Annotated in this window: 20 protein-coding genes; 9 read left to right on the top strand and 11 right to left on the bottom strand. The window is 62.9% G+C overall.

Going from position 1 to position 26,229, the window contains the following annotated elements; translation table 11 throughout:
* Window positions 1–249: 249 nt before the first annotated feature.
* Window positions 250–2,211 (top strand): methyl-accepting chemotaxis protein, encoded by a 1,962-nt coding sequence (locus PVE35_RS05795; RefSeq protein ID WP_277374083.1) that lies wholly within the window; start codon window positions 250–252, stop codon window positions 2,209–2,211.
* Window positions 2,212–2,264: 53 nt separating this feature from the next.
* Here PVE35_RS05795 and PVE35_RS05790 read toward each other — a convergent pair whose 3' ends face one another.
* The 10 genes from PVE35_RS05790 to PVE35_RS05745 are packed head-to-tail and all read right to left on the bottom strand — an operon-like array spanning window position 2,265 to window position 12,486.
* Entirely contained in the window at window positions 2,265–3,209 is a 945-nt protein-coding gene (locus PVE35_RS05790) for a helix-turn-helix domain-containing protein (RefSeq protein ID WP_268181964.1), read from the bottom strand.
* A 47-nt stretch (window positions 3,210–3,256) separates the two neighbouring features.
* Complete coding sequence (locus PVE35_RS05785; protein WP_268181962.1) at window positions 3,257–4,018, bottom strand: 2-keto-4-pentenoate hydratase; 762 nt, start codon at window positions 4,016–4,018, stop codon at window positions 3,257–3,259.
* Window positions 4,015–5,619 (bottom strand): bifunctional 3-(3-hydroxy-phenyl)propionate/3-hydroxycinnamic acid hydroxylase, encoded by a 1,605-nt coding sequence (locus tag PVE35_RS05780; protein ID WP_277374082.1) that lies wholly within the window; start codon window positions 5,617–5,619, stop codon window positions 4,015–4,017. The genes PVE35_RS05785 and PVE35_RS05780 overlap by 4 nt, the downstream gene beginning before the upstream one ends.
* An 18-nt stretch (window positions 5,620–5,637) precedes the next feature.
* On the bottom strand, window positions 5,638–6,486 hold the full coding sequence (locus PVE35_RS05775) for an alpha/beta hydrolase (protein WP_277374081.1): 849 nt from the start codon (window positions 6,484–6,486) through the stop codon (window positions 5,638–5,640).
* A 14-nt stretch (window positions 6,487–6,500) separates the two neighbouring features.
* Complete coding sequence (locus PVE35_RS05770) at window positions 6,501–7,103, bottom strand: amino acid synthesis family protein (RefSeq protein WP_277374080.1); 603 nt, start codon at window positions 7,101–7,103, stop codon at window positions 6,501–6,503.
* A 10-nt stretch (window positions 7,104–7,113) separates the two neighbouring features.
* Window positions 7,114–7,563, bottom strand: a complete 450-nt coding sequence (locus tag PVE35_RS05765; RefSeq protein WP_268181955.1) for a VOC family protein — start codon at window positions 7,561–7,563, stop codon at window positions 7,114–7,116.
* Between the two features lie 11 nt (window positions 7,564–7,574).
* Entirely contained in the window at window positions 7,575–8,615 is a 1,041-nt protein-coding gene (locus PVE35_RS05760; RefSeq protein WP_277374079.1) for a YCF48-related protein, read from the bottom strand.
* A gap of 13 nt (window positions 8,616–8,628) precedes the next feature.
* Window positions 8,629–9,423, bottom strand: a complete 795-nt coding sequence (locus PVE35_RS05755) for an SDR family oxidoreductase (protein WP_277374078.1) — start codon at window positions 9,421–9,423, stop codon at window positions 8,629–8,631.
* Between the two features lie 24 nt (window positions 9,424–9,447).
* Complete coding sequence (locus PVE35_RS05750) at window positions 9,448–10,938, bottom strand: aldehyde dehydrogenase family protein (RefSeq protein WP_268181950.1); 1,491 nt, start codon at window positions 10,936–10,938, stop codon at window positions 9,448–9,450.
* A 3-nt stretch (window positions 10,939–10,941) separates the two neighbouring features.
* Window positions 10,942–12,486, bottom strand: coding sequence for an acetolactate synthase large subunit (locus PVE35_RS05745; protein WP_268181949.1), 1,545 nt, complete (start codon window positions 12,484–12,486; stop codon window positions 10,942–10,944).
* Between the two features lie 212 nt (window positions 12,487–12,698).
* Between PVE35_RS05745 and PVE35_RS05740 the strand changes: the two genes are divergently transcribed.
* From PVE35_RS05740 to PVE35_RS05705, 8 genes are all read left to right on the top strand, one after another.
* Window positions 12,699–13,466, top strand: coding sequence for an IclR family transcriptional regulator (locus PVE35_RS05740; RefSeq protein ID WP_277374077.1), 768 nt, complete (start codon window positions 12,699–12,701; stop codon window positions 13,464–13,466).
* 316 nt (window positions 13,467–13,782) lie between these two features.
* The gene (locus PVE35_RS05735) at window positions 13,783–14,301 is read left to right on the top strand and encodes an Hcp family type VI secretion system effector (protein ID WP_003241180.1); all 519 of its coding nucleotides are present in this window, start codon (window positions 13,783–13,785) and stop codon (window positions 14,299–14,301) included.
* A gap of 174 nt (window positions 14,302–14,475) precedes the next feature.
* Entirely contained in the window at window positions 14,476–16,557 is a 2,082-nt protein-coding gene (gene tssI / locus PVE35_RS05730) for a type VI secretion system tip protein TssI/VgrG (RefSeq protein ID WP_277374076.1), read from the top strand.
* Window positions 16,554–17,351, top strand: a complete 798-nt coding sequence (locus PVE35_RS05725; protein ID WP_277374075.1) for a DUF4123 domain-containing protein — start codon at window positions 16,554–16,556, stop codon at window positions 17,349–17,351. Before tssI ends, PVE35_RS05725 begins: the two co-directional genes overlap by 4 nt.
* On the top strand, window positions 17,348–21,433 hold the full coding sequence (locus PVE35_RS05720; RefSeq protein ID WP_277374074.1) for a hypothetical protein: 4,086 nt from the start codon (window positions 17,348–17,350) through the stop codon (window positions 21,431–21,433). Before PVE35_RS05725 ends, PVE35_RS05720 begins: the two co-directional genes overlap by 4 nt.
* A complete protein-coding gene (locus tag PVE35_RS05715) occupies window positions 21,420–22,487 on the top strand; it encodes a hypothetical protein (RefSeq protein ID WP_277374073.1) in 1,068 nt (355 codons plus the stop codon). The genes PVE35_RS05720 and PVE35_RS05715 overlap by 14 nt, the downstream gene beginning before the upstream one ends.
* 103 nt (window positions 22,488–22,590) lie before the next feature.
* A complete protein-coding gene (locus PVE35_RS05710; protein ID WP_277374072.1) occupies window positions 22,591–23,622 on the top strand; it encodes a hypothetical protein in 1,032 nt (343 codons plus the stop codon).
* 2 nt (window positions 23,623–23,624) lie between these two features.
* A complete protein-coding gene (locus tag PVE35_RS05705) occupies window positions 23,625–24,674 on the top strand; it encodes a hypothetical protein (RefSeq protein ID WP_277374071.1) in 1,050 nt (349 codons plus the stop codon).
* A 34-nt stretch (window positions 24,675–24,708) separates the two neighbouring features.
* Here the strand turns inward: PVE35_RS05705 and PVE35_RS05700 are convergent, their stop codons facing one another.
* Entirely contained in the window at window positions 24,709–26,229 is a 1,521-nt protein-coding gene (locus PVE35_RS05700) for an MFS transporter (RefSeq protein WP_277374070.1), read from the bottom strand.

Here is a 26,229-nt window from a genome sequence, read left to right as displayed (position 1 = left end):
GACTGTTATCCTGACTCAGTCAGTAGGTCTTTCTGCTGGCAAAAACATTTGCAGGGTGTCTGCAAGGGCTTTGCCTTTTCCCGCCCCACAAGTCCCCCACCCGGCTGGGCAGATCATCGATCAGCACCCAGCCTCCGTCCCCTTCGCTGCCCTCGTTTCGTTCATACAGCCCAGCCAAGCCTTGCATGCGTGCTGAGGCATTTCCTGCGCACCTGCGCGCGAAAGAACCCCATAAAAACAGGAAAGACCATGAATGCACTGACCCGAACCTTGCTCGACCTGAGCGTCCGTAAAAAACTGATGACCGGCTTCGGCCTTCTCATGCTGATTACCCTGTGTATGGCCTGGGTAGGCCACTGGGCGATGGATACCAGCCTGCGCCGCATGGACAACCTGCAATTCGTCAACGCCATGGACAGAACGTTGAGCCAGGCACGACAGCAGGAAAAGAATTACATCATCCGCGGCAACAACCAGTATCTGGACAAGGCCGTCCAGTTTGCCGAGGACGTCGGCAAGCAGGCGCAGGAAAACGAAATACGCCTGCAATTACCGCAGAACAAGGAACTGATGCGCCAGGTGCAGACGGACGTGAAGAACTATCACGACCAGTTGCTCGACCTGCAGAAAGCCACCGAGCTCAACCAGACCGCGCAGAAGGCCATGGAGGAAACGGCCCGAGGCGCGACGCAACGCCTCGAAGCCTTGAACCAGGCGCTACGCCAAGCCACCATCGAGCAGATCAACCAAGGCAACTACCAGGGCAGCGCCGAGCTGTTCGAGCAGAGCAACAAGGCCCATGACCTGGTCGAGGCCGTACTGGAGTCGAGACGCCAGGAAAAGAACTTCCTGCTGCGTGCCGATGAGCGCTACGTCCAGCAACTGGATGAGATCTACACCTCCATGCAGAGCGATATCCAGAATCTCGCGCGCATGAGCACGGAGCCTTCCATCCAGCAACTGCTGAAGGAAGCCTCCACGCAACTCGCCAACTATCGCCAGCATTTCGCCGAACTGCGCAAGTCCATCAGTGAACTCGACCAGTCCGAAGAGGAAATGAACGAGAGCGCGCAAAAGGTGGCCAAGGCTTCCAGCCAGGCCATGCTTCTGCAGCGAGGATTGCTGGAAAGCGGCTCGAGCGACGCCAAGAGCATGCTCATCGGCGCCGCCGTGGTGGCGATCATCCTTGGACTGCTCTGCGCTCTGGGCATCACCCAGGTGATAGTCGGCCCGCTGCAAAAGGTCGTTGGCATTGCCCGGCAGATAGCCGCTGGCGATCTGACCATGAACATCGCCAGCGACCGTCGCGATGAACTCGGCCAGTTGATGCAGGCCATGCAGGAGATGGCCAGCAGCCTGCGCGACCTGATCGGCACACTCGGCGCTGGCATTACCCAGCTCGCAACGGCGGCAGAAGAACTCTCGGCAGTGACCGAACAGACCAGCGCCGGCGTCACCCAGCAGCGAATGGAGACCGAACAGGTCGCCACCGCCATGAACGAAATGACTGCCACGGTACTGGACGTCGCGCGCAACGCCGAAAGCGCCGCCAACTCGGCCAGCGAAGCCGAAGGCCAGACCCGCCAGGGTGGCGCCGTGGTGAAGCAGGCCATCGAGCGCATCGAACGCCTGGCGCAAACGGTCGAGGAATCGGTGGAAACCATTACCCGCCTCAAGGGCGACAGCGCCAATATCGGCACCGTGCTCGACGTGATCAAGGGCATCGCCGAGCAGACCAACCTGCTGGCGCTCAACGCCGCCATCGAAGCGGCCCGTGCCGGTGAGGCAGGCCGTGGTTTTGCCGTGGTCGCCGACGAAGTCCGCGCCCTGGCACGGCGCACGCAGGAGTCCACCGCGCAGATCGAACAGTTGATCGCCGCCCTGCAGAACGGTGCCGAAAGCGCCGTAAGCGTCATGGACAGGAGCAGCGGCATGGCCAGCGACACCGTGGAGGCGGCACGTCAGGCCGGCACCGCACTGGAGCAGATCGACGAAGCAGTGTCACGCATCCAGCAGATGAACCAGCAGATCGCCACCGCCTCCGAACAGCAAAGCTCGGTGGCCGAGGAGATCAACCGCAGCGTTTCCAGCATCCGCGACATCGCCGAGCAGTCGGCCGCCGCCAGCGAGGAAACCTCCGCCTCCAGCGTCGACCTGGCCCGTCTGGGCAGCGACCTGCAGCAGCAGATCAGTCGCTTCCGCGTGGCCTGAAGCATGGCCGGTAGGTGGCGCTCTGTCCTCAGGCGGCCTACCCGAAGCCCCTCTCAAGCACGGTGGGTTTCCGACGGATACTCACCGAACAATGCCCGGTAGTGGCTGGCGAAATGGCTGAGGTGATAGAAGCCCATCTGCGCCGCCACCTCACCGACCTTGAGCTCGGCTGCCGAGGTCTCGATCAGGCGCCGACGCACCGCGTTCAGGCGCAGGTTGCGCAGGTATTCCACCGGGCGCGTGCCGGTGATCACCTGGAAGCTATTCTGCAGCGTGCGGCGGCTGACCCGCAATCGTTCGCACAGGTCGATGATGCTGACGGGTGACTCGCTGCCCGCTTCCATTGCCAGTTCCTGGCTGCGCTTGACCAGGTAGGCGCACACAGCGGAACTGCCGCGCCGGTCACGCTCCTCTCCGCTGGCATGGCTGAACAGGTCGAGAAAGGCATCGAGCAGGGTGTCTTCGAGCATCTTCTCGACGGCGGCATTGACCGGCTCACGGCGTTGCAGCAAGTGCTCGAAGATCGGGTAGATACGCTGGCGCACACGCAGCAGCACTGGCTCGGCCAGCGACACTTGCGGCATCGACCTGAGCAGTTCGAGCTTGTCCGAGGACAGCTCCAGCGCCGCCAGCTTGGCGAAGCGCACCAGGTCGACGTTGGCACCGAGAAAGCACAGGCCCTCCGGCGAATGCAGGAGGAACTCCTCGCCATCGCGCAGCAGCACCACGTTGTGTGCCCCCACCTTCTGCCCGGACACCAACGGCGAACGGTCGGCACTCAGCAACAGGGCGATGCACAGGCGCCCCTTGGGCGAACGGCCATGCTGCACGGTGCGCTTGCCCAGGCTTTCCTGGAATATCTGGAAGTGATCAGCCGCCACCTGGCGCAGTTCGCTGGAGAAGCTGCCGCAGCTTTGCTGGTCGTAGACCTGCTGCCAGCCCTGGATGGCACTGGCATGCTGCTGCGGGTCGGAAAAGGAACGGATTTCACTGAACATGACCATCGCCTCTCTGCACGCTTCGCCGCCTGGAGTCCCCTGATCGGCTAGGCGCCTTCTTGGTTTGCTTGTCCGAAGCCTAGAGCCAGCTCTACTCCCATCATCCGTACGCGGTACTCACCCATCTGGATATCCAACGGTGCCAACAGCGCCCCGGACAGAATCACCTGGCCAGCCCGCAGCGGCTGACCATCGGCCAGCAGCCGGCGCAGCAGCCAGAGCAGGTTCTGTTCGGGTATCTCGCCGGCCTCGGCGCTGCCGAGCACGGCGTCGTCATGCATCAGGCGACATTCGATGCGGCGGCAGGCCTGGGCGTCGAACCGCTGCCAGGGGCCAAGGCAGTACAACCCGGCGGCCGCATCGTCGGCCAGGAAGGCGCCGGCATCGAAGCGCCAGCCCTGCCAGCGGCAATCGGCGATCTCGAAGGCCGGCGCCATGCGGCTCACGGCGGCCAGCAGGCTGACGTCATCATGCTCACCGGGGGCGATGTCGCGGCCCAGCTCGAAGGCCACTTCCACCTCCAGCTTGGGCGCGATCAGCCGCGCCAGCGGCAGCAGGCTGCCGGGCGCGCGCTGCATGTCGGCGCTCAGCCAGCCATATACCGGCTCGCTCAGGCCCAGGCGCGCCTGGGCTGGCGCACCGCTCAGGGCCACCTTCCAACCGCCGAGGGCCACGCCAGCCTGCGCCAGCGCCTCGCCCTGCAGGCGGTAGCCCTCCACCAGCGACACGGCCTGCTCCAGCCTAGGCAGCGGCTGGGCCTGCTGCAGCGCCTGGCGCAGCGCGGCAGGCAGTTCGCTCAGGCCACTCATGACAGTTGCCGGGCCAGCTTGCCCAGCACCTCGTCCAGACGTTCGGGAGTGGTGAGCGCAGCGACGAAGCGATCCGGGCGGATCACCACGACGTTGTCGCGGGCCTTGGAAAACCACTCGGCCAGGCGGTTATCGACGTCTTCCACACTGATCACGCCGTCGGTACTGAGCGGCTGGTTGCGCGCTCCGCTACGCGAACGGTTGATCTGGATGAAGCGGGTTTCCAGGCCAGCCCAGAAGGCCTGGGTTTCGTCGCTCAATTGTTCGAGCGGATTGCAGCGGTAGCCCAGCACCGCATACCAGGGGCCGAGCACCTGGTCGAGACGGATGCGGGTGCCGGTTGCATCCTCCACGTCCGGCTGGATGAATAGCTGGCCGACCAGATCGTCCTCGCGCAGGTCCTGGCGCTCGTGGTGCACCAGGCCCTTGGCCAGGGTGGCCCTGGGCTTGAACTTGAACTCCGAGAGGTGCGAACGCAGGGTGTCCACCGTGTTCACCGCCTGGAACAGCCAGTCCCGCACCCCCGCCACCAGGGGGTTGGTCATGCCCAGCATGGCGCCCATGTTGTCGGCCAGGGCGATCAGGTCGGTGGCGTGGCCACGCCGCTCCTGGTCGTAGGTTTCGATGATCGCCGGGTTGGCCCGCCCCTTGAGCACCGCCGCCAGTTTCCAGCACAGGTTGGCGACGTCACGCAGGCCGGAGTTGAGGCCCTGGCCGGCCCACGGCGGGGTGATGTGCGCGGCGTCACCGATCAGCGCGACGCGGCCGCTGACGAAACGCTCGGCCACCCGCGAGTTGTGGGTGTAGGCACGGATGCGGACGATATCCAACTGATCCACGGCCTCGCCGATATGACCACGGATCAGGCGACGGATATTGCCCTCCTCGCACATGGCCTCCTCGCTCTCGCCTTCGAGCAGCATGAACTCCCAGCGGCGTTGGCGGTACGGCAGGTAGATGCACACGAACGGTCGCTGCGGGTCGGCATGCAACGCGGTATAGGGCGCATCCAGGGTATCGTTGGCGGCATCGACCACCACCCATTTGCGCGGGTGGGTCAAACCGACCAGGGGAATGCCCAGTTGCTTGCGCACGCAGGAACGGCCACCGTCGGCGCCGATCACGTAGCGCGCACGCAGTTCGTAGGGTTCGCCATCGGTATCGCGCACCTGCAGGGTGACGCCGTCGTCGTCCTGCGCCAGCGCCAGCATCTCGTGGCCCTCGCGCAGGTCGACGCCCTCGTGGCGCACCAGTTCCTCGCGCAGGGTGCCTTCGAGCAACTGCTGCATGAAGATGTTGCGCATCGGCCAGCCGTAGTCGGCGACGCTCGGCTTGACCTCGGCGAAGCACACGCCGCGCGCGTTGTAGTAGCGCAGCGGTACGTTGGCGATCATGTCGCGGTGCGCACGCTCGGCCACACCCACGGTCTGCAATACGCGCAATGCCTCGTCGTCCATGCCCACCGCACGCGGATACGGCAGGATGCCCTGGGCCAGCTCCAGCACCACGCAATCGATGCCGTAAAGGCCCATGTAATGCGCCGCGGTGATGCCATTGGGGCCGCCACCGACTATCACCACCTGGGTAGTTTCCCGTTTCATTTTTTGCTCACCCGTTTCTTATTCTGATGGCTTGCTCGCTTGCCGAAGAAAGTCGGCAACGCTGCGGTTGAATGCGTCGCTCTGGTCATCGTGCACGTAATGGCTCGCGCCGGCGATCTCCACGGTACGGATGTTGCGGTTCTGCGCCTGCATCGCCGCCAGGGTGGCGGGCGGTAGGAAGTCCGAATTGCCCCCGCGAACGAACAACGTCGGGCAATCCAGCGCTCGAACTGCGGGCCACAGGTCGACCGGCTCGATGCTCAGGCGTGCCGCAGCGATGCCCTGCTGGTCATGGCGCCAGACGATGCCCTGCGCGGTCTCCAGCATGGAGTGGGCCAGCCGCGACTGCACCCCCTGCTCCGACAGACCGGGACGCGACTTGACCCAGAAGGCTCGCGCCGCCTCCCAGTCGGCGAACGTCAGTGGCGTCTGGCGCATCTCACGGCGGATGCGCTCGGCGCCGTCACCGACGCTCGACGAGCCGGGGCCGATGTCCTCGATCACCATCGCCAGCAGGCGCCCCGGATGTTGCCGCGCATACTCCAGGGCGTTGGCGCCGCCGAGCGAGTGGCCGACCAGGGCGAAGCGCTGCAGCCCCAGGTGCGCGACCAGATCTTGCAGATCCTGCACATAGGATTCGCTGTGGTAGCTGCTGCTCTCGGCCCAGTCGCTGAGACCACGCCCGCGCTGATCCAGGGCGTAGCAGCAGAAGTCATCACCCAGCGTGCTGGCCAGCGACTCCCAGGTCTGCGCGTAGGCACGCAGACCGTGCAGCAGGATCAGCGGTGTGCCTTGCGGGTTACCCCAGCGCAGCACATGCAGGCGCAAGCCGCTGCGGTTGTTGAAGAACTGGCTGTGCGCGGTCATCACGAAGCTCCCGGTCAGGTCAGGCCGTTGTCGCCCTTGATATCAGAGGCTTTCAAGCCGCCCAGGCGGGCATGCAGACGACCACGGGTGGCGAAGGCCCAGATGATGATCACTTCGTCCGGGGCCGGGCCATCGCCGAAGGTCACCGAGATGGTGTCGTACTGGTCACGCACGTAGAGTGCATCCTTGTGCGCCAGCGGCACATCGATGGTGCAGCCAGGCGCACCACGCTTGCCGGTGGATGGCACCCAGGACTTGCCACCGCCCAGAGCCACGCGTACCGGATCGGCTGCCGGGTTGGTGAGGAAGGCGTTGCCATGCTCGTACTCGCAGTTGGTGCCGACCAGGCAGGCCTTGCCGTAGCTGATGATCTTGCGCTCGCCGGCCAACTCGCGAATGCGTCGGCCGAATTCCTCGCCCAGGGCCGGTGAGTCGTCGATCAACTGGCTCAGATCCTGGCTGAAACGCCCGGCATAGGGGTTGTGCACGGCGGCGGCGATGACGTACTTGAACAGCGGCTCGCCGTCGGCCAGTTGCCCGGTCTCGTTGGCCAGGGTTTCCTCGGTGAAGCTGTACCACTTGCGGATGTGATAGCTGGCGAAGTTGCTCGCTTTCATGGTCGTGTCCTTAGAGGGGGTCGAGGGTGATATTGCGACTGGGCGCGCAGGCATCCTTGAAACGGGCCTTGGCGCGCTCGTCGTCGTGATCGGTCTCGAGGAAGAACTCCAGACGGTTGCCGTCCGGGTCGTTGAAGTACAGGCCGTTGCCGATTTCGTGGTCGGTGATCTTGACGATCTCCACCCCCTTGCTCAGCAACATGCCGTAGAGCTGGCGCAGGGTGGTCATGTCCCCTGCGATCTCCATGCCGTAATGCTGCAGGCCCAGGCCGCCCTGATGGGCGCCGGGGGCGGCCTTGATCAGGGCGATATCGTGGTGCTTGCTGCCGAAGGCCATCATCACCCAGGCCTCGCCACGGGCGCTCTCGTGCATGCCGAGCACATCGGCATACCAGAGCGCGGAGGCGTCCGGGTCGGTGACGAACAGGGACAGATGAGTCCGCACGATCTCGACTTTCATCGCGGTTCTCCTCACTTCTTGCTGGTGACAGAGGTATGCGCCGGTTTGATCTGCGCCACGGCGGGCGTCCACAGCACGTCGGCGATCTCGCTGAAGTCGCGCCACTGCTTGAGCCAGCCATCACCGCCGTTTTCCGAGGTGAACAGGTGGCCGTACTTGGTGCCGGCGATGATCTGCCGTGGGTTGCTCGGGTTGATGCCGATGGCCCAGACGCAGGAGTTGGGTTGCTGCGGCAGTGGCAGCACTTCCCAGGTCGCGGCGGCATCGCGCGAGATCAGCACCTTGCTGGTGGTGCCCGGCGTGCCGTCGGAAATACTCAGGTAGAGGGTATCCTCGCTGCCCAGCGGCGCGTTCATGGCGCGCACGTAGTACAGGCCGAAGTCGTCCCTGGCCAATTGCCCGCTCCAGGTCAGGCCTTCGTCCTCGCTGCGGTAGATGGCGTTGACGCACACCACCACGATGACTTTCCTGCCGTGGTTGGGCATGACCAGGATGTTGTGGATGTCCGAGTTGTAATCCCACAGCAGGCGGTCATCGACGCGGGTGAAGCTGTCGCCGCCATCACGGCTGTGGAACAGGCCGCCCTCCTCCAGGCCGAACCACACCTGGTTGCGGTCGGTCAGGTCATAGGCGAAGGCCAGCAGGCGCGGCTTGCTCACCCCCTCGCAGAACTCGGGGATTTCCACTGGCACGCGGTACCAGCTCTGCCCGCCGTCGAGGGTACGCCACAGCACCGCCCGCGACGGCGCGCCAGTGCCAACGAAGATGCGCTGCGGATCCTGCGGATCGACCGCCACCTTCCACACCGTCTGCCCGTTGAACGGCGAGTCCACCAGTTGCCAGTGGCTGCCCACATCGTAGCTGACGATCAGGCCGATGTCGGCGCCGGCGTAGATCACTTCCGGGCGCTGCGGATCGAGGCTCAGCGAACGGGTGATGGCATCGAACTCCAGCGGCTGGCCTAGCCCCTGGCGGTGCCAGGTGGCGCCATTGTCGGCGCTGCGGATGATGGCCTGGCCAACGGTGGCGACCAGAAAGGTTCCGTTGCTCATAGCTGCTTGCTCCTCAGATGAAGATGCCGCGAGTCAGGCCGCCATCGATGCCGATGGACTCGCCAGTGATGGCGCCAGCCTTGGGCGATGCGAGAAAACCGATCAGCCAGCCCATCTCGATGGGCTGCAGGGTGCGGCGGATCGGCGTGGCATCGATATAGCCCTGCTCCACCTGTTGCGGGGTCTTGCCCTGCTTGACGCCTTCGCGCTCGTACAACTCCTGGATGTGCGGAGTGTCGACCACGCCGGGGTGGATCAGGTTGACGGTGATGCCGTTGGGGCCGAGCTGGTCGGACAGGGTCTTGGTCATGTGGGCGATGGCCAGGTTGCGCATGCCCGACAACACCTTGCTGCCACGGCCGGTGAGGCCGCCGATGTTGATGATGCGGCCGAAGCCGGCGGCCTTCATATGCGGGGTCACCGCCTTGGCGCAGCGGAAGTAGCCGATCACCTTGGTGTTCATGTCCGACAGCAGCTCGTCGTCGCCGGCGTGCTCGATGTCGTTGCGCACCACGCCGGAAGGCGCGGCAGCGCCGTTGACCAGGATGTCGATGCGGCCGAAATGCTCGACGGCCTGCTGCACCATGGTCGATACGGCCTGCATGTCATTGGTGTCACAGAACAGCGGCAGCACTTCGTTGCCGGTCTCGGCGCTGATCTCTTCGGCGGCCTGCTTGAGGTATTCCATGCGCCGCGCGCAGATCACCACCTTGCAGCCTTCCTCGGAGAGAAAGCGCGCCACTTCCTTACCGATGCCCATGCCGCCGCCAGTGACGATGGCCACGCGGCCTTGCAGTTGCAGATCCATGATTCTTCCTCTTGTTTTGTCAGGTCAGGCGAGATCGACGTAGACGCTCTTGGTCTCGGTGTAGGCGTCGATCACGTGCTTGCTCATTTCCCGGCCCCAGCCGGATTGCTTGTAACCACCGAATGGCGAGGCCGGGTCGACCACGTTCCAGCAGTTGATCCATACCGAGCCGGCCTTGAGCTGCGCGGCCAGGCGGTGCGCCGAGCGCAGGTCGCGGGTCCACAGGCCGGCGGCCAGGCCATAAGGCGAGTCGTTGGCGCGCTGGGCCAGTTCGTCGACGTCGCTCCAGCTCATCACCGTGAGCACTGGGCCGAAGATTTCCTCGCGGGCCACGCAGGCCTGCTCGGCGCGATCGAAGAACACCGTAGGCTCGATGAAGTGGCCCTGTTCCAGGTGTTCCGGGCGCTTGCCGCCGCAGATCAGCTCAGCGCCTTCCTGCACGCCACGCTGCAGATAACCGTTGACCGTGCTCAGCTGGCGCTCGGAAACCAGAGGCCCGAGAGTGGTGCGGCTGTCCAGACCGGAACCGATGACGTGTGCGGCAGCATGCTTGCGCAGTTCCTCGAGCACCTGGTCGAGCACCTGTTCATGCACGTACAGGCGCGAGGCAGCGGTGCACACCTGGCCCTGGTTGTAGAAGATGCCGTCGGCAGCGCCCTTGGCGGCGCGGGCGATGTCGGCATCGGGCAGGATGATGTTCGGCGACTTGCCGCCCAGCTCCAGAGACACCTTCTTCATGTTGCTGGTGGCGGCCTGGGCGATCAGCCGACCGACCTGGGTCGAGCCGGTGAAGGCGATCTTGTCGACATCGGCGTGCTGCGACAGCGGTGCGCCGGTGCGGGCACCGAAGCCGGTGAGCAGGTTGACCACGCCAGCGGGGAAGCCAGCCTGCTCGATCAGTTGCACCAGACGTACCGCTACCAACGGCGTCTGCTCGGCGGGCTTGAGCACCGAGGTACAGCCGGTGGCCAGAGCCGGGCCGAGCTTCCACACGCACATGTTGAGCGGGAAGTTCCACGGCACGATCAGCGCGCACACACCCACCGGCTCGCGCAGGGTGTAATTGAGCATCGGAGCACCGCTGGCCGGGGAAACCGGCACGGTGCTGCCTTCGATCTTGGTCGGCCAGCCGGCGAAGTAACGGATGATGTTGGCGGCACTGGCGGCCTCACCACGGGCGGCGGCGAGGGTCTTGCCGTTCTCCAGGGTGATCAGTTGCGCCAGTTCTTCGGCATGGGCGTCGATCAGCTCGGCCAGACGGAACAACAGGTAGCCGCGGCGTGCCGGCGTCTCCCAGCGCCACGGCCCCTTGAATGCTGTGCGGGCCGCTGCCACGGCGGCGTCGACATCGGCCTCTTCGCCTTCGGCGACTTCGCATAGCTGGGTGGCGGTGGCCGGGTTCTCGACCGCAAAGCGCTTGCCGCTGGCGGCCTCCACCCACTGGCCGCCGATGAACAGACGTTTGGGGGTGGCAAGAAACTCACGGACGGCAGGTAGCAGTTGAATCTCGCTCATGGCTCACAGCTCCATTTCGATCAGGCAGGGCGCGGCGCTGGCGATGGCAGTCGCCAGCGCCTGACGCAGTTCGAGGTTGCTGCGCACGCTGCTGGCCGGCACGCCGTAGCCCTTGGCCAGGGCCTTCCAGTCCACGCGTGGGCGATCCAGCTCGGTCAATGCCAGCGCCTGCGGGCCGAAGTCGGTGACGCCATAGCGGCGCAGCTCGTTCTGCAGGATCGCGTAGCGGTGGTTGGCGGCGATCAGGATGATCACCGGCAACTGCTCGCGGGCGATGCTCCACAGGGTCTGGATGGTGTACTGCGCGCTGCCGTCGGACTGCAGGCAGAACACCGTATTGCCCGGCTCGGCCAGGGCCGCGCCGAAACCGGCCGGGATGCCCTGACCGATGGCACCGCCGGTGTTGGTCAGCACGCGATGGCGGGCGGCACCGGCCGAGGCGGTGAAGAAGGGGTAACCGCAGGTGCCGCCTTCGATGGAGACGATGCAATCATGCGGCAGCGCGGCGGCCAGCACGCGCCCGACCGATTGCGGCGTCAACGCCTCGTCGGCCGGCGGCAGCTCGATACCCTGCTCGCAGGGAATATGCGCCGGGGCCTCGAGGGCATCGGCCAGAGCAGCGAGCGCACCGGTCACATCGTCGCCGACCTCGGCCAGCGACAGCAGGCGATCACGCTCGGCCAGGCGCGAGGCGATGCCTTCGTAACCGAAATAGCTGATCGGCTCCGGCACGCCGGCGCACACCACCAGGTCGTACTGGTCGAGAATCTCGATGGCCACTTCCGGGAAGTACGGCAGACGATCCAGATCAGGCAGGCCGCCACCGCGATGGCTGACCCGCGGGAAGGTTTCTGCGAACAAACGCACGCCATCGAGCTGGGCCAGGCGCCCAGCCGCTTCCAGGCCAGCCGCCGTCAGGCCGTCATCACCAACGATGAACACCAGGCGCTTGCCAGCCTTGAGTTCGGCCGCCACGCGCTCCACCTTGTCACCGGCGAAGCGCCGCACCGGCGCCTGTAGCGGAGCGAAACGCAGCGCCTCGGCATCCACCGTGTTGGCCTGCAGATCCATCGGCAGCACCAGGCTGGCGATCTGCCCGCGCGGCTGCCAGGCCGCCTGCACGGCGCATTGCAGATCCTCGCCGATGCGCTGCGCATGACGCGAAGTGCGCACCCAGCCGGACACCGCGCCGGCCAGGGCGTCGATATCGCTGGCCAGGGGCGGGTCGTAGTTGACGTGCCAGGAGGCGTGGTCGCCGATCACATTGACGATCGGCGTATTGGCGCGGCGCGCGTTGTGCAGGTTGGCGATGCCGTTGGCAAAGCCCGGGCCGAGATGGGTCAGGGTCATGGCCGGCTTACCAGCGATACGCCCATAGCCGTCGGCGGCGCCGGTGCAGACGCCCTCGAACATCGACAGCACCGGTTTCAGCGCAGGTTCGGCGCCCATGGCCGCGACCAGCGGTATCTCGGTGGTTCCGGGGTTGGCGAAGCAGTACTCAATACCGCTGGCGACAGCGGCCTTGATGAGCGATTCGGCACCATTCATTTGACGATCCCATGGCATGCGTTGACGAATGCGAGATTTATTGCATCGCAACGCAATACCAACAAGCATTTTTTAGCAAAAAGCTCAAAATACGAGATAAATGAGATTTTTTGACCTAAAAATACGCTCGAAAAATAAGCCTTTTCCAAGCTATGCTTCGAGGCACGCGTCCATCACCCCTTCCGCACGGGGCCGAACCTGAAAGGAACACCATGAGCAGCTTGAGCAAGACCCTGGGGGTGCTGGATCTGTTCGGCCCGCAGCAACTGCAGCTAGACCCGGAAACCATCGCCGAGCGCATGGGGCTGTCGCGCGCCACGGTCTACCGTTACGTCAAGGATCTCTGTGAGGCCGGCCTGCTGAGCCGTGTCGGAGCCGGCAACTACGCCCTCGGCCCACGCATCATCGAGCTGGACTGGATGATGCGGCAGTACGACCCCATCCTCATCGCTGGTCGTGAACCCATGCAGCGCCTGGCCGAGGAAACCGGCCTGGCGGTGTTCGCCAGCGTTTTCTACGACGGCCACATCATCAACACCTACATCACCGACCCCAACGAGCAGCACCACTTCGCCTTCGGCCGTGGCCATCCCCTGCCGCTGTTTCGCGGTGCGCAATCGAAGGTGCTGGTGGCTTACCAGAAGGGCCGACGCCTGCTCAAACTGTTCGAGGAGCAGATTTCCAGGGATCCCGACAACCCCTACAGCCAGCGCAGTTGGTCGGAGTTCGCCCGCGCGGCAAAGAAGATTCGCAAGGACGGCTACTGCATCACCCATGACGAACTGAACCTGGGCCTGACCGGCATCGCCGCGCCGATCATCGTCACCGATGGCAAGGAAGTGGTCGGCAGCATCTCGGCCGTGGGCAGCACCGACACCTTCAAACTGCTGCGCCAGGAGCGCGTCATCGACCTGGTGATCCAGACCACCCAACGTATCGCCAGCAACATGCAGGCGCAGCAGGCAGTTGAAGAGAGCTGAAACGCAACCTCAACATGAGCCAGGGCAAACAACCGACTGCGCAACTTCCTGCACAACAAAATATGGATAACCCTGTGGATAAATTTCTGCAGGTTACGCAGCCAAAGGCCTGAAAGGCACTGCGCAAAAACTTGCGCAGCAGTGCGCAACTTCTTGCGCACTTTTTCGTGACCCAGCGCTCAATATGACCGCATGTAATTTAGCGGTCACACCAACTTATTGATTTATATCGACTTACAAAAACTGGCACGCCGTTCGCTTTAGACCAGGCTCCCGGATCACTTTCGATCCATGACCCAAGGCAAGGAGAGCACTCATGCCAACACCCGCGTATCTGTCCCTCGAAGGCACCAAACAAGGTCTGATCACCGCTGGCACCTTCACCGAGGACTCGGTCGGCAACATCTTCCAGGAAGGTCATGAAGACCAGATTCTGGTTCAGGCCTACAACCACCAGGTCATCATCCCGCGTGATCCGCAGTCCGGCCAACCCACCGGCCAGCGCGTACACAAGCCGCTGATGATCACCAAGGTCTTCGACAAGTCCTCGCCGCTGATCTTCAACGCCCTGACCTCCGGTGAGCGTCTGAACAAGTGCCGTCTGGAGTGGTACCGCACCTCCTCCACCGGTACCCAGGAGCACTACTTCACCATCGAACTGGAAGACGCCGTGATCGTCGACGTGCAGTCGCGCATGCCGAACTGCCAGGACCCGAACATGGCCCACTTCACTCACCTGGAAGACGTCTACTTCACCTACCGCAAGATCGTCTGGACCCACGAAGTCTCCGGCACCTCCGGTTCCGACGACTGGCGTACCCCGATCTCCGCCTAAGCTCCGGCCGAGTTCGTGCGTTAACGCAGCGGCCAGGCATCGTCCTGGCCGTTGCGTTTTGAGTGTGTACAGGCTGTAGGTGCGAATTTATTCGCGATCAAGAGCACAGCCTTTGTCGCGCTGCCTGCCTAGAATGGCCCGCGCCTTCATGGATCGAAACGAGAGGAACAAAGAATGTTCGCCCCGGCCAATCAGACCCATTTCAGCCTGAGCATCGAAGGGCTCGAGCACGACCTGCAGGTGCTCGAATTCAGCGGGCGCGAGGCCATCAGTCAGCCTTACGCCTTCCGCGTGGAGCTGATCAGCGAACGCCCCGACCTCGACCTGGAAAGCCTGCTACACCAGCGCGCCTTTCTCGCCTTCGATCAGCACGGCGCCGGCATCCACGGCCTCATCCACCGCATCGCTCAGGGTGAGTCCGGCCAGCGCATGACGCGCTACCACCTGACCCTGGTGCCGCAACTGGCCTACCTGGCCCACCGCACCAACCAACGCATCTTCCAGCACCTGACGGTGGAGAAGATCATCAGCCAGGTGCTCGAAGAACACGGCATCCAGGCCGACGCTTATCAATTCCAGCTCGGTTCGCTCTACCCCGAGCGCGAGTACTGCGTGCAGTACGACGAGACGGATCTGCACTTCGTCCAGCGTCTGTGCGAAGAGGAAGGCATTCATTACCACTTCCGCCACAGCACCGTGGGGCATGTGCTGACCTTCGGCGATGACCAGACGCCGTTCCCGCGCCTGGCGCCGCTGGCCTACCAGCAGGACACCGGCCTGGTGGCGGATGACCCGGTGATCAAGCACTTCGGCGCCCGCGTGGAAACCCGCACCAGCCAGGTCACCCGCCGCGACTACGACTTCGAGAAGCCGCGCCTGCAACTGGAGGCCAAGGCCGACGGTGACGTCCAGCCCAAGCTGGAAGACTACGACTACCCCGGCCGCTACACCGACCGCGAGCGCGGCAAGCACCTGGCCAAACGTGCCCTGGAGCGCCACCGCCACGACTTCGAGCTGGCCGAGGGCGACGGCAACTCGCCGACCCTGGTAAGCGGCCACTTTCTCGAACTGACCGAGCACCCGCGCAGCGAGTGGAACCAGCTCTGGCTGCTTACCGAAGTGCAACACGAAGGCAAGCAGCCGCAGGTGCTGGAAGAATCGGTCACCAGCGACACCCAGCCTGCCGACGGCTTCACCCAGGGCTACCGCAACCGCTTTACCGCCACGCCCTGGGACGTGCCCTTCCGCCCGCTGCTGGCCCACCCCAAGCCGCGCCTGCTTGGCAGCCAGAGCGCCGTGGTCACCGGCCCGGCCGGCGAAGAGATCCACTGCGACCAATATGGCCGCGTGAAAGTGCAATTCTTCTGGGATCGTGAAGGCCAGGCCGACGACAAGACCAGTTGCTGGCTGCGCGTCAGCTCTAGCTGGGCCGGTGACCGCTATGGCGCCATCACCATCCCCCGCATCGGCATGGAAGTGCTGGTCACCTTCCTCGAAGGCGACCCCGACCAGCCCCTGGTCACCGGCTGCCTCTATCATGCCGAACATGTGGTGCCCTACGACCTGCCGGCGAACAAGACCCGCAGCGTCTTCAAGACCCTGAGCAGCCCCGGCGGTGGCGGCTACAACGAACTGCGCATCGAGGATCGCAAGGGGGCCGAGCAGATCTACGTGCATGCCCAGCGCGACTGGGACGAGAACATCGAGCACGACCAGAAGATCCGCGTCGGCAATGAACGTCACGACACGGTCGAGGCCAATGCCTACAGCCACTTCAAGGCCGAAGAACACCGCACCACCCACGCCGACCGCAAGACCGAGATCAAGGCCAACGACCACCTCACGGTGGGCGACAGCCAGCACATCAAGCTCGGCAACGGCCAGTTCATCGAAGCCGGCCAGGAAATCCACCTCTCCAGCGGCCTGAAAGTGGTACTCGAAGCCGGCAGCGAACTGACCCTCAAGGGCGGCGGCAGCTTCATCAAGCTCGACGGCGGCGGCGTGACCCTGGTGGGGCCGGTGATCAAGGTCAACTCCGGTGGTGCGCCGGGCAACGGCTCGGGGGCGGCGCCCATCCTGCCGGGAGCGGTGAGGCCGGCGGATGCGGATGTACCGGGGGCGTTGCTCAAGCAGCGTCTGCGTGAAGAGCTGCCCATCGTCGAACTCTGCCAGAAGCCCAAGGGCGGCACGCCGCTGCAATGCCCACTCTCCGACTGCCCTTGCCGCAAGGCCATGAACGCAGGAGCCAGCGCATGAGCACCAAGCACTGGTTACTGCTGGAGCGTACGGAGCATTTGCTCCCCGAACTTTATCGGCTCGGGGAGGATCCTGATCCGGTACGCCTGTTCGACGACACCGAGCTAGCGGCCTGTGAGGAAGAAAGCCCCCTGCTGATCCATGCGCAGGCCAATCCCTCATTGCTGGCTGCCGTGCAGGGCGAACCACTCGCCTGGCCCGGCCTGTTGCTGGAAACCCCAGCAACGACGCAAGAGCTGCTGGCTCACCTGCGCCACATCCTGTTCATCCGCTTCGATCAGGAGCGCCGAGGCGTGCTGCGCTATTCGAGGCCTCGCACGGCCAGTTACCTCTTCCCAGCCTGCGACGCCGAAAGCCTTGCCACCTGGCTCGGCCCCATACAGCGCCTGAGTTGGTATGGCGGCACCTGGCATGAGCTTGCGAATGGCCAGGCAGCCTGGCGGCATGTCGAAAACCAGCAGGCAAACCGCTGGCAGCCAACGGCCAGCGCACAGGAACTGCACTTGAGCGCCATGCAGGAGCAAGCCCTGCAACGCCAGCAGGGCGAGCACTTTCTTTACCAGTGGTGGGAACAGCAACGCGGTATTGGCTTCCAAACGGCCTGGGACTACCTGAGCGCCGGTATGCAGGCTGGCTTCGTGACGGCTGAATCGCTGAGCGCCTACCTCGACCTGCGCCACGCCAATCCACACGCGGCACCGCCAGTTGCGCTACCGCAAGGCACCGATCAGGAACGCCTCGACGCCCTCGCCAGGCACCTGACCCAAACGACAGACAAGGAAAGCAGCGTATGAGCAACAACGTATGCGCACTGAGCAAAGGCGCCGCCTGCGAGGCCGGCAAGCTCATCGTCCAGGTAGTGGGCAAGGATCACCCGACCACGCAGAAACTGGTGATCTGCGATGAGAACAATGCGCCGCTGACCAGCCTGACCCAGCAGGACAAACCGGAAATCCAGACCAGCGACAGCTTCAGTAGCGTATTGCACGTGTGGGACTGGGAGGGGCAGCCCAAACGGACGTTGTGCCTGGAAATCGCTGCCAGTGAAGGCGGAGCGATTCGCCTGCCGCTGCATGACGAATTGCGCACCACACCTCGCCAACCCGAGCATGGCATTCAATGGAATCAGATCGTGCCTGTGGTGCCCATGACAGCCTTGCCAGGCAGCAAGAGCAGCTATGACCTCGGCACACCGGTCAGCTTGCGCAATGGCTACCTCTACCTGTTCTACCGCGGCAAACTCTGGCGCGAGCTGGAGGTACGCAACAGCGAGAGTGGTGTCACCTACCACGATGTACGAGTCGCCAGCTATCGCCAGGGCAAAGGCTTCAAGTCCGGGCCGCGCAAAGCGGTAGGTGTCGCACTGGAAGAAATCTGGCTGCCCTCGCAATGGAACAACCGCAAGGAGCTTGGCGTTCAACTCTGCTTCTCTGAAATCCAATTGAGTGCGGCCCGCCTCGCCTTTCTCGAGCAAGACACGGCAACCCGGCGCACCCGTACCCAGCAAAGGCAGTTGGATGTCTCCAAGGCCACCTTCGACAAACTGTTCAAAGGAAAACCGGGTGGGCTGGAGATCATCGAGGCCTACAAGCAGATCATGAACTCGGCGCAGTCTCTCAACGAGGCTCGCCTGGTACGAATGAACCTCGATCTCTGGGCCTTTCCACTCAGCATCGCCGCGCCCCAACGCGGCAGACAGGCCGGCTATGAACTCACGCTGGACAACCCCAGCCGCTATCTATGCGACCTGAGTGGTCAATACCCCGCCAAGAGCCTCGCGGCGGCTAATGCCTTTCTCGATGCCTGCCAGGCTGGCAAGACAACGCCCGCGGAACCTGACGTGGAGATGGGCGCCATCGAACAAGCGCTGCGCGAGAAACTGAAGGCGCAGAAGCCCAGAAGCGAGCCGACGTTCGAGGCTAGAGCGCTGTGGCAGGCGCAGCCCGGTGCAGCGGATATCTTTGCCGCGCTACGCCCTCGGCAGCTTTGCGCCATTCTGCTCGACGACAACCAGTTCCGCCTGCGCCACCTGACGGCCAAGATCGCCAGTCACAAGATGCTGCTGGAGCAATGCGCGGAATACGCCCGAAGTCATGGCCACTTTGCCAGCGCCATGCTCGTGCAGCAGACGATAGTGCCTAGAAGCGTATCCGGCGAAGTGAACAAGCTGCATGCCTGCATCAGCAAGATCACACCGACCGGGCTGCAAGACCTGAACCGCTTCACCGCCACCATCGAGCGCATGGAAGCCTGGCAAGCCATGGAAAGCAGCCAGCAATGTCTGGTGGATCTGCTGGAAAAAAGCGCCTGCCAACAGACCCTCGCCGATCACCTCAGCCTCGATCACTTCGACTACACCGCCGCCCTGCACTTTGCCGCCCAGGCCTTTTCCTCTTTGGCGACCACGGCCGCCGATCACGACCCGCTGGCCAGCAATAGCCCGCAACTGGTCGATGCAGTCGATGGCCGGCTGTGCATGAGTCAGCCTGACTCCGCCGGGCGCCGGTTCATCCTGGAAGTCGCCGAAAATGTGCAACATCCCCTGCACCGCATGTTCTGGCCCAAGTATGACCTGGCCCGACTGGAGCAGGCCTATGTCAAGCCGGATCAGGTCGAGGAAAACATTGGCGACGGTGCCTTCCGTGCAACGGTGCTGGCCGCCCAGGAAGGCCAGCAGGCCCCCAGGGAAGCCCAAACCACAATCGATGCCGCGCAGCTCCAAGGCCTGCTCGATGCGGGCGGTCTGGCCAGCGCCGTGATCGTCGAGAGCAAGACCATTGCCAATGGCCTGATCAGCATCTACGAGCACCTGGACGGTGCGATCAATGCGGCCAGCAAAGGTATCGATAAGGCGAAGGCGGAGCGCGCTGCCGCCAACCAGCAGCGCCAGCAAGCGCAAAGCCAACACGACAGCGCCAGGCGCGAGCATGAGAAGGCCACCGAACACCGCCAGCAAGCGGAGAAAGCCCAGCAAACAGCCGAAAGCGGGCAGCGCACGGCAAAGGCCGAACTGGACAAACGTCGCCAGGCGCTGAGCGAAGCCCAGGCGCTGGAAAACGTCACGCGGCGCAAGCTCGCCGCCGAAGCCAGGCCCATGAATATCCGCCTGCATGGCATGAGCATCGCGCAATTGCGCAGCATGCTCACCAAGCACTTCGGCGAACTGCGCCTGATGCGCCGCAGCGCAGCCAATGCAGGCGGCTACTACATCTTCGCGCTGAGTGACCTGCCCCTGGAGATCCAGCGCACGATCCGCGCCTATGGTGAGGTGTTGGATGGCCAAGGCAAGCTGATAGCCAGCAGCAATACCCGTACGGCCAGCCGCCAAGGCTTGCCCAGTGAAACTGCCGATCATATGGTCGCGGCCATGCCGGAAAACCAGAAAACTGCGCGACTGATCAAGGCCTTGAACCGCCACAAGAACGCCCGAATGATGGCCGAACAGGCCGAGAGCATCGCCAGCCAGATCAACGCTGAAAAAAACGCCGTGGTTCACGCCATGGCCCAACAGACAACCGCTGCTCGTCGCCAGGAGGCCGCCTGGGAAAGCCGCATGAAACAGGCCCAGGAACTGGCGCAGACGGCACAGAAGGAAATACAGCTAGCCGATCAGCGTATTCAGGAACTGGCCCGCAGCGTAGACGCCGGGCAGCGCAATCTGTACTTCCAGACGCTCAATAGCGGCGCCTTTTCGATGGCGGTGCTGTCGTTGGAGATGTGGAATTTGTTTGCGGAGTGGGGGGCGCAGGAAAGTAACATTCAACAAAAAGGTATGTTTAGGGCAAGGATAGGGTTTATTGGAGCCACACTTGATCTGGCAATTGCCTTTGAAGTGCTGGCCTTCAAGATAAAGGATGCCAACAGATTCTCCACGGTGATGCGCGCCACGCTCTGGGAGGTGAATAAGGGCAAGGCAATGGGCATTTTGGGCGAGAAGCTTGGAAGCATGTTTGTCGTCGAAATCACTGCTCGTCTACTGGCTACAGCAGTCGCAAGCTTCGTGATGATGGTCGTCTGCATCATGGACGCCATTCATGCCTGGCAATGGGGGGATGACGCCGTCTGGGGCTTTGGCGCCATGGCACTGGGCGCCATGCTCGGTGGCATTGCCCCCTTCTTCAGCGGCAGCAGTGTGTTGTTTGGCTTCAACCCCTTCAGTCTGGCCGCCTTGGTGCTGATCGTGCTCGGCGCGGGCCTGGTGTTCTGGCTTAGCAGCACCCAGTTGGAAGACTGGCTGGAGTGCGGCCCCTTTGGCGCAGAACCGCGCGACTACCTGGCGAACGATGCGCAGGAGGCCTTCTATCGCCTGGTGGGCATCTTCGCCGGCATTCGTATCGCCATCGAGCCCAATCCGTATTTCAACCCAAATACCAAGCTGGACAGAAACCAGGAGCCCGGCGTCTACAGACTCGCCAGTGCCAATACCCGAATCCGTATCAGCAGCAATCTGCCCGGCCTGCTGGCACAAATGGGGGATATCAGCATTTACCCTGAAACCCGCCTGCGCAGCAGTGAAGTCCGTTATCGCGGCAATGGCGACCCCTACCCCGCGACAGTCACCGTGCATAACCCCGACCCAGTGGCTCAGCGCATACTGCCCGACAGCCTCGAGCTGTATATGAACACACCATTGGCCAGACGCTGGACGGGGAGTTTGGGCGATAGCAGCCTGCACCATGAATGGCAGGTGCGTGCACAATTGCGCCTGGCCCTGGATAGTGGCGAAAAGGACTGCCGCCCCGGCGCACTCCTCTGGCTATTCCCCGCCCCGCCCATCAGAAGTGGCAAAGCCGATCCGAGCCAGGCAGCAGCCGCCAACTTCAACAAAACCAATGAACCCTTCTGGGCCGATGAGAAGACCCATGCCGAATCCTGACTCCTTCTACAGCCCCGAGGCCTATCACCCCGAGCGCATACCCAACCAACCCCCGGCTGAGAAACAACCCTGGCTGCGCCGTTTCGGGAGCATGCGCCTGCCTTGGGGCAGCACTCAGGATATGGTTCCAATTAGAGTACTGAATCACTTCCAGCCCAGCGAACTGCGCGCTGAAGAAGCCATGAAAAAGGACAAGGCGGAGCAATTAGGAAAAGGCACCTATGTTCCAAAGCTACTGGAGCACTTGGATCTGCATGCTCGCTTAGACAACGAAAAAATCAGGCATGCTCAATTACCCGCAAGCTCCAAGATCTGGATATACATGCAGATAATTGGAAAATGGGGAGCCATAATACTTGCCCCTTTTGTATTTCTTTCGTGCTTTATCGGAATAAATTTTGAAAAAACTGACTGGTGGCGTTTTTTTTTAGATGCCCTATTAGAAATGTACATGTTTTTTTGTCTTCCATTGCTTATTTCCTGGGGACTAGGCTCGCTTGTCATCAACCACTTCCCCAAACTCTGGATAAAACCCTCCCGAGGCGCGCTCTGGGAGTTCAATCGCCGCACCGGGCTGGTCACTGTCTTCGATTACGACAATAACGGCGAATACAAAAAGAACGGCACCATCGGCGAAAAGGTCGCACCCTTCTACGAGTTCGATGCCTATATCACCGTCACGCCGGATCGCCAGGGCTTGCCCAATAACGTGCTGTGCATCGTCCATCGCTACCGGGACATCTGGATCAATATGGGCAACTTCGTCGGCGCCAGTAATAGCACCTCCGTACCATGCGCCCTCTGGGACTACCTGCAGAACTATATGGACATCAGCAAACCCCTGCCGGATACCCCGGAGCTGGAAGCCTTCCGCCACCTCGACCCCACCACCGCCGAACACGACCGCCAAACTGGCCGTGAACCGCGCTATTGGCGCGATATGGATGATGAAACCTTCAAGGCCAAAGAACGCGAACTGGACGAACGCATCCCCCAGATCGATACCTTCAGCCGCCCCAACCTGATGGCGCTGCATGTGAGCTATGCCGACTGACAATAGTTGAGGCTTTACCGCCTGCCCGACCTTACTTCGACAGCGCCAGGCAGGCCTTCTGGGCCGATGAGCAAACCTACAAGGCCGACACGCGAAACGACCGATGACCGATACCAGCCCTCCCTACGGCCCCCAGGCCTATGACTCCCGGCATATTCCCCAGCAGCCGCCGCAGATTCGCCAGCATGCCGGACTGCTATGCATGCCCCTGCCCTGGGGAGAGGCGCAGGATGTGGCGCCTTACGCATTGATGGAGCATTACGCGCCGGACAGGCTGCGCGAGCAGGAAGAGCACGAGCGCCAGAACCCCGGGGCTCGAGCCCGTGACGAGACGAAGTTTCACAATGCCTGCAACCATGTCTGTTATCGAAGAGCCCATGCCTCGCGCTGGACGCAGTTCTGGGTCTATCTCTGGGGATTGGGGAGAGGATTCTCTTACTTCTTGCTCGGGTTCTCTCTGCTCATCATGCTGCCAATTAGCATTTTTACTGCAGACTCTGTTGGGCAAGTGGTTTCTGACATGCTGGATACCTTATACATACTGTTGCCTTTGCCTCTTAGCTGTTGGCTAATCGGCCATATCGTCGTGCACCGCCTGCCATCCCACTGGATATTTACCCCTTCCAAGGGGCCGCTCTGGGAGCTCAATCGCCAGACCGGCATGGTGACCATCTTTGCCCGCAAACCGGGACAGTTCAGCCAGTACGGTATCGATGGAAACTTCGTCCGCCCCTTCTACGAGTTCGACGCCTCCGTGCATGTGCTGCCGGATCGCCAGGGCATTCCGTTGTATTCGCTGCACCTGGTACATCGCTATCACCCGGTCACCATCGACTTTATGCCTGTAATCGGTCGGCAAAGCTCCGACAAGGACAGTTTGGCGCTCTGGGACATGTGGCAGAACTATATGGACACCAGCAAGCCCCTGCCGGATATCCCCATGTGGGAAGAATTCCGTCACCTCGATCCAGTGACCGCCGAGCACGATCGCCGCTGCGGGCGCAGTCCGCGCTATTGGCGCGATATGGACGATGCCGAGTACAAGGAAGCCGTGGCCTCCATGACCCAGCGCGTCCAACAGCTCGACACCCTGTCGCGGCCCAATATCATGGCCCGCCATGTGCTCTATCTCTGACGATGACCGAAACCGACATCCAACCCTACGGCCCCCAGGCCTACGACTCCCGGCATATTCCCCAGCAATCGCCGCAGATTCGCCAGCATGCCGGCCTGCTCTGCATGCGCCTGCCCTGGGGCAATACTCTGGAAGTCGCGCCACTGACCTTTATCGAGGACGACTCACCGACTGAGCTGCGCGAAAAGGAGGAAGAAGAACGCAGAAACCCGGGTAGCTATGCCCGCAAACAGAAGAAATTTCATAATGCTTGTGACCATATCTGTTATAGACAAGCCCATGCTTCAATATGGAGCCATATGTGGGCATATATGTGGGGTATTGGAAGATTTTTATTCTGGCTCGTATTGATATTGAGCACTATTGGCTCCCTCATAACAGCAACACTCATAAATGAAGAGGGCATTTGGGAGGAAGTGATACGCGAATATAAAACTTTCATTATTCCATGGCTTTTAGCTCCGACACTATTGAGCTGGATTATTGGTCACATAGCCATCCATCGCCTTCCCAGCTATTGGATATTCACCCCCTCCAAAGGCCCAGTCTGGGAACTCAATCGTCAAACCGGCATGGTCACCGTCTTCGCCCGCAAGCCAGGGCAGTTCAAGGAGCAGGGCTATGACGGAGACTTTATCCGCCCCTTCCATGAATTCGATGCCTATGTCCATGTGCTACCCACCCGCCAGGGTATGCCGCTCTATTCCCTGCATCTGGTGCATCGCTACCAGCCGGTGGCCATCGACTTCATGCCCCTGATCGGCCGACAAAGCTCAGACAAGAACAGCCTCGCCCTGTGGGACATGTGGCAGAACTACATGGATATCAGCAAGCCGCTGCCGGATATCCCCGTGTTAGAGGAGTTCCGTCACCTTGACCCCACCACCGCCGAGCACGACCGCCGCACCGGCCGCAATCCGCGCTATTGGCGCGATATGGACGACCGCACCTTCAAGGCCGCGATTTTGGCGATGCAGGATCGTATCAACCAGCTCGATGCACTCAGCCGCCCCAACCTGATGGCTCAGTATTGCCAGTACGTCGACCGCTGACCGGCGCCTACGCCCTTAACCCTACCCAGCCCACTCAAACGCGCTCAGCCATAGTTCCTTGCGCGGGGCACTTGTTCAGCATGAAGAACACCACCACCGCGAGCACGCCGACCATCGCTGCCGAGGTGAGCAGCAGGGTCGAGTGGGTGGCCGAGAAAGCTGCCTTGGCTGCCTCGATCAGGGCGCTGGCCTGGGGTTCGGCCAGGCCCTTGGCGACCTGGTAGCTGTCGCCGATGGAGCGTGCCGCGCGCTCGGCCAACGGCGCGGCGAGTTCGGTGTCGAGCACGATGCTGTGGCGGAACACGCTGCTCATGAACACGCCGAAGAAGGTGATGCCCAGGCCCGTACCCAGTTCGTAGGCGGTGGCTTCCAGCGAGCCGGCTGCCCCGCCCTTGCTGGCCTCCACCGAGCCCATGATGGCGATGGACGAAGCCGTCAGGCCGATGCTCAGGGTCAGGCCCAGCAGCGCCAGCATCGCCGGCACGCCGAAGCCCGGCTGGTGGAAATCGGCCAGGGCCAGAAAGGCCAGGGCCACGGCGGACAAGCCCAGGGAACCACTGGCCACCAGACGCAGGCCGCAGAGGTTGGACAGGTAACCAGCCACCGGACCACCGACAGCAGCGGCGGCCATGATCGGGATCATGAAGATGCCGGCCTGCAGCGGCGTCTTGCCCAGCACGTACTGCAGCTCCTGCGCCAGGGTCAGTTCGACCCCGGCCAAGGCACCGATGGCCACCACCGCCATGATGATCCCGGCCAGGATCGCCGGGCGCGAGAACAGCGTCAGGTCGAGCATGGGCGTCGCCGAACGCAGTTGCAGGCGCACGAAGAGGCTCAGCAGGGCGAACCCCAGCAGCGCCATCAGCAGTGCCACGCCCAGCGGCTGCGTGGCGCCGACAGCCGCCTTGATGCCATACACCAGCGCCAGCATGCCGGCGATCAGCAGCAGGGCCTGGCCCAGCGCCCAGGTGCCGGGCGTGGTTTCTTCGCTGCGCGGCAATAGCAGGAACACCAGCGGCGCGACCACCAGCATGACCGGCACGTTGATCAGAAAGGCCGAGCCCCACCAGAAGTGCTCCAGCAGCGCCCCGCCGATCAGCGGCCCGAGCGCCGCGCCGGCCGCACCCACCATGCCCCACAGCCCCAGGGCCATGGCGCGCTCGTCGTCATCCTCGAAGGTGCGGCGGATGATGCCCAGCACGCAGGGCATGATCATCGAACCGCCGAGGGCCAGCAGTACCCGTGCAGCGATGAGCAGCGCCGGGGTCGGCGCAAAGGCCGCCAGCAGCGAGGCGATACCGAACACCACCAGGCCGGTGAGCAGCACGCGGCGGTTGCCGATACGGTCGGCCAGGGTACCCATGGGCACCAGCAGGCCCGCCATCAGCAGCGGGTAGATGTCGATGATCCACAGCACTTCGGTGGCCGAAGCGCCGAGCGCCAGGGTCAGCAAGGGCACGGCGATGTGCAGGATGGTCATGTCGATGACCACCGGCAGGAAGGCCAGCATGACGGCCAGCAGGATCAGCCAGCGACGGGGAACGACAGCACGCAT

The organism is Pseudomonas sp. AA-38, assembly GCF_029457475.1.
Taxonomy (GTDB): Bacteria; Pseudomonadota; Gammaproteobacteria; order Pseudomonadales; family Pseudomonadaceae; genus Aquipseudomonas.
The sequence above is the reverse complement of the archived record's forward strand: the minus strand, read 5'-3'. Positions and strand labels throughout refer to the sequence as shown.